Below are 4621 nucleotides of genomic sequence, written 5' to 3'. Positions count from 1 at the left end.
GCTGACCCAGCGCCGGTCCAACCGGCGGTGAAGGGTTTGCTTGTCCGGCGGGCACTTGCAACTTCAGTTGCCCGATTACTTTCTTGGCCATTGGCCATCTCCTTTTTGCAACGCTTTTCAGACGCGTCTGAACAGCTATGTCGATGTGGTGCGGCTTGGGACATCGCGATGCCATCGCCTCCCACATGGGAATCCCTTTTCGGGGACTGGCGACGCGTATATCGAGGCGATGTGTATTGCAAGCGATTCTAGGGCGTTCGCGCTGAAATCATGGGTGGAAATTCCGACCGTGATGCCCAGCGATACCCGAAAGGGGACCACCAATGACCGACGATATTGCACCAAAAGGCGATCTGTCCCTGCGCACGCTTGCCATGCCCGCGGATGTGAACGTCTCGGGCGACATCTTTGGCGGCTGGGTTTTGTCGCAGATGGATATCCCTGCGGGCAGCGCGGTCGGGAGCATGTAGCGACTGTGGCCGTGGACGCAATGAAGTTCATTCGTCCGGTCCATCTCGGTGCCATTCTGTGGTGTCTATGCAAGGATCGAGCGCGAAGGCCGGACGTCAATGGGCGTTGGATTGGAGGCCTGGGTTTTGCGGGATCGTTTTGGCGCACGCGAAAAGGTAACCGAAGCAATTTTGCGTTCGTCGCTATCGACGAGGACGGCAAACCGAGGCCGCTGCCGCCGGCATAGGAGACCCCTGCATGCTGAACCATGTCATCGTTGGACACGGAACACCGCTGTTGATCCTGCATGGTGTGCGCCTTGATCACCGCCATATGATGGAAAGCCTTGAGCCAGTGTTCGAAACTTTGGGCGGGTGGCAGCGTGTCTATGTCGATCTACCCGGACACGGGGCTAGCCCGCCGCAGGGCACGATCCGCTCGATGGACGATGTGCTGGACGCTCTGGTCACCTTTGCCGACGCTCTTTTGCCGGGCCAGCGCTTCGGCGTCATTGGCGAAAGTCGCGGCAGCTATCTCGCCAGCGGCATGGCCAGCCGCCGTCCCGAGCTGGTTCTGGGGCTTGGCCTGGTCGTGCCGGGTGGCGCGCCGGGCAGCGATCCCGCACGGCTGCCAGCTCATGAGGTTCTGGTCGCGGACCCATCACTGCGCGAGGGTTTGGCCGAGAACCAGATCGATCGGTTCGACAATTTAATGGTCATTCAGAACCAAAGACCTCTCGATATGGCGGAGCGCAGTAACATTCCTGCAGTTGCCCTGTATGACCACGCACAAGAGCAGCGTGTCTTCAGCGCATTCCACTTTTCAAACGAGATGAACGGCGAGACATCCGGCCATGATGGGCCAACCGTGATCATTCTCGGTCGGCAAGACAGCATGTCGGGGTATCTGGACGGGATCGACCTATTGCCACAGTACCCGCGCGCCAGCCTTGCTGTGCTTGATGCAGCAGGTCACGCCGTGGCATGGGAGCGCCCGGAAGTGTTCCAGTCCCTGATCAGGGACTGGCTGGACAGGCTTGCGCTTGTGACTGAGTAAGCGTCGCCAGACTTATGTCTGCTTAGACACCTGCGTGAACTCCAGCTCGACCGGGGTCGCGCGGCCAAAGATCGACACCGACACCTTGAGGCGCTGGTTGTCGTCGTCGACGTCTTCCACAGTGCCGTCGAAATCTTCGAACGGGCCGTCGTTGACTTTGACTTTCTCGCCAATCTCGAACGAAATAAGCAGCTTCGGCGCTCCGCTTTCGCCTTCTTCAACGCGACCAAGGATCGCCTGCACTTCGCTGTCGCGCATTGGCATCGGACGCCCCTGCGGACCAAGAAAGCCGGTGACGCGGTTTATCGAGTTGATCAAGTGATAGCCTTCGTCGGACATTTCCATGCGGACAAGAACATAGCCGGGCATAAAGCGACGCTCCGCAGTGACTTTCTTGCCGCGACGGATTTCGATGACTTCTTCGGTCGGGACCAGAACTTCTTCGATCTGTTCCTCAAGCCCGGAATCAATCGCGGAATGACGGATTTGCTCAGCAATTTTCTTTTCGAAATTTGAGAGCACGCTTACTGAATACCAGCGCTTCGCCATGGGTCTGTCCGTCCTTTGTCGCTTTGTCCGGTCGCCCGGAAATAAAAGGGGCGTGCAACTCTGTGCACGCCTCAACATCAGTGGCAATACCGATGAGGCCGCCGGAATTCAAGTGCCCGTGGGAAGAAAAGCAAGCCCGAACGGGCCAGGCCAGCGTTTTAGCCGAACATTGACAGGATGCCTTGCAGGCCCTGACGGATCAAAAAGTCGACCAGAAAGAAGAACGCAGCCGTCAATATCGACAGCAGGAAGACCATTGACGAGGTCAGCACAACTTCGCGACGCGATGGCCAAACGACCTTGGCGATTTCGGCGCGTGTTTGCTGGGCGAATTGAAGCGGATTAGCCATTAGAATACTCTTTGTCAGATCGAAGGTGCAGATACGCGCTCCCGCGCCGGGTTTCAACCCTTGGCTGCGACGCGTTCAGGTGTAGTGGCGCACCGCGCGGATTTTGTGAAGTGGAGGTCTTGGCAGGGGCTGAGGGACTCGAACCCACGACCCTCGGTTTTGGAGACCGATGCTCTACCAACTGAGCTAAACCCCTAAGACCAAGGGTGTGGTTAGACGCTCGTGGGTTTGGAATCAAGCGGGTTCTTAGGCCGCAATCGATTGCTAGGCGTATCAAGTTCGCGCGCAGTCGCAATTCTGGCAGCCCAGCTTTTCGAAACCCATCTGAAAACCCTAGCCGATCCTTGGATTGATTCCTGAATCTGCGATACGCGGGCGTGCGGCACCAGGGCAAGAAACTCGCGATCCGCAGCACCTGCCAGTTCTGCTTCATCAGCGAGAGCAAAGCTCGCAGGTCTAAACATATGAGAACTTGGATGAGCTGGCTTCAACTGGATGGCCTTCTCCGCTGCAGTCGCGGAAGCCTTGTAGTTACCGGCCTGGAATTTCGCGATTGATAGATACAGATAGAATTTAAAGATGAAAGTATCGCGCGGACCAAGCGCAAGGGCTTTTTTGCTGTGCGTAAGCGACAGAACCGCAATCCCCGGGCATATGCAAAATTCGGGCTGAGATCGACGGGGCGACCATATTTGAGAATGGCGGCGTCGCCCTCACGCGCAAAGATCGAAACGTATTTACGCCCGATTGAGGCCCACGGGTCATTCGAATCCGCAAGCAACGCGCGATCAGAGGCCGCACGGGCCGTTTGCAGTGTGGGCTCCATTGGGTCCCAATGTTGGATCGTCCGCCATGCAAGGATGGTCGCATAAAGCCCAGGTGCCTGAGAATAGTCAGGATCAACCAATATCGCCTGCTTTACGGAGCTCGATCGCGGCCTTGCTGCCCTCTTGCGACCGCTGACCATAGTGGTGCAACGTATTGACGAAGCATTCCCACGCATCGAGGACTTTGGGATGACAGCGTTTCAGGCGCGCGTGCTCGGCCGCGCAAAGCTCGGGCGATAGATGCCCTACAAAGCGTTCTGTTGGCTCATCCTGAACCTCGAAGATATCGGTCAGATCCCGATCGTCGCGTTCACTTCACAGCTGCGAACCGGCTTCGGTGTCGAGCAGTCGGAGATTCACCCGTATCCGGACTCCAGAGCTTTGAACGCGACCTAGGAGAATATAGAGAACACCCATCTCCTCCGCGACTTTACCTGGGTCGGTTTTTCGGATTTCAGGGCAAATGTCGTACTGCGGTCGGTCCCAAAGAAAGCGCGGTAACAACGTCTTCCGTTAGGCCATCAGCAAGAAACTCATATGGTCTATAAACCCCGAGGTTGCTGAACGGCAAGACGGTTGGGGATGGACCTCTTTCAGGCTGAGACTGCACGACTGTTTGAGTATCGTGCGCTCGTTCGCTCGCAGAAATGACATCGGCCACAAAGCGAAAGCCTCTTTTTGGTCACCGCCTAGACCTCGTCAGTGCCCCCCAGGCGCGCCGAGCCGCGTTCACCCGCGAATTCAAGCTCCCATCGGACATCACTCGACCACGCCAGACGACCTCGATCAATTCGTCTTTTGGCACCACGCGTGAGCGGTTTTCGATCAGCCGAACACGTAGATCAAAGACAAGCGGGTGCATCTGAAAAGCGAAGTTCCAAGCGATTGGCAAGCGTTCGTTCAAGCACGGGGCCGTGCGCCACCATAGGTTTAAGACAAACATCAGCTAAAGTAATGAGGTTAAAAATGCTAGACGCTCAAACATCTCCGATGATCGACACTTTCGCCTGCAAGGCGGCTGACACTTCGCTGACACCAATCATTCAAAGCAATACTTCCAGCCTTCTTGTGCGCCTTGTCGAATACTTCTGGGGTTATACCGAGAAATTCGGCGAAGCTGACGTTTCCAGCGTCCGCAATATTCTGTAATCGGACCACAAACGCGATCTTTAATGCAAAAAAAGCCCGCGCGTTTCGGCGCGGGCCTAGCTATTTTTTTGGCTGGCCTCGGGCAGCCGCAAACACCGATTAATCGATGATCTTCGAGACGACACCAGCCCCAACAGTGCGGCCGCCTTCGCGGATCGCAAAGCGCAGGCCGTTTTCCATCGCGATAGGTGCGATCAGCTCAACCGTGAACGACACGTTGTCGCCAGGCATCACCATCTC

Annotated in this window: 5 protein-coding genes, 1 tRNA gene and 2 pseudogenes; 3 read left to right on the top strand and 5 right to left on the bottom strand. The window is 56.6% G+C overall.

All coding sequences use genetic code 11. The annotated features are described in order from the left end of the window. Positions 1 to 91 (bottom strand): annotated as a pseudogene (locus Q1B15_RS00755) (50S ribosomal protein L11); the annotation flags it as partial. Positions 92 to 323: 232 nt separating this feature from the next. Here Q1B15_RS00755 and Q1B15_RS00750 point away from each other — a divergent pair. Together Q1B15_RS00750 and Q1B15_RS00745 are read left to right on the top strand one after the other, a co-directional pair. Next, entirely contained in the window at positions 324 to 470 is a 147-nt protein-coding gene (locus tag Q1B15_RS00750) for a hypothetical protein (protein ID WP_299748673.1), read from the top strand. A gap of 238 nt (positions 471 to 708) precedes the next feature. Then, the gene (locus Q1B15_RS00745) at positions 709 to 1506 is read left to right on the top strand and encodes an alpha/beta hydrolase (RefSeq protein ID WP_299748670.1); all 798 of its coding nucleotides are present in this window, start codon (positions 709 to 711) and stop codon (positions 1504 to 1506) included. Positions 1507 to 1518: 12 nt separating this feature from the next. Here Q1B15_RS00745 and nusG read toward each other — a convergent pair whose 3' ends face one another. The 3 genes from nusG to Q1B15_RS00730 all read right to left on the bottom strand — a co-directional run bounded on the left by nusG (position 1519) and on the right by Q1B15_RS00730 (position 2601). Then, positions 1519 to 2055 (bottom strand): transcription termination/antitermination protein NusG, encoded by a 537-nt coding sequence (gene nusG, locus Q1B15_RS00740; protein ID WP_299748667.1) that lies wholly within the window; start codon positions 2053 to 2055, stop codon positions 1519 to 1521. 158 nt (positions 2056 to 2213) lie between these two features. Next, positions 2214 to 2405 carry a preprotein translocase subunit SecE gene (gene secE, locus Q1B15_RS00735; RefSeq protein WP_299748664.1) on the bottom strand — a complete coding sequence of 64 codons (192 nt, stop codon included), beginning with the start codon at positions 2403 to 2405 and terminating at the stop codon, positions 2214 to 2216. A 120-nt stretch (positions 2406 to 2525) separates the two neighbouring features. Beyond that, a tRNA-Trp gene (locus Q1B15_RS00730) sits at positions 2526 to 2601 on the bottom strand. 1597 nt (positions 2602 to 4198) lie between these two features. Here Q1B15_RS00730 and Q1B15_RS00725 point away from each other — a divergent pair. Next, the gene (locus Q1B15_RS00725) at positions 4199 to 4381 is read left to right on the top strand and encodes a hypothetical protein (RefSeq protein ID WP_299748661.1); all 183 of its coding nucleotides are present in this window, start codon (positions 4199 to 4201) and stop codon (positions 4379 to 4381) included. Positions 4382 to 4480: 99 nt separating this feature from the next. Here the strand turns inward: Q1B15_RS00725 and tuf are convergent. Further along, positions 4481 to 4621, bottom strand: a pseudogene (gene tuf / locus Q1B15_RS00720) (elongation factor Tu); the annotation flags it as partial.

The organism is uncultured Boseongicola sp., assembly GCF_937988555.1.
Lineage (GTDB): Bacteria > Pseudomonadota > Alphaproteobacteria > Rhodobacterales > Rhodobacteraceae > Boseongicola.
This window is presented reverse-complemented; position numbering and strand designations above follow the sequence as displayed.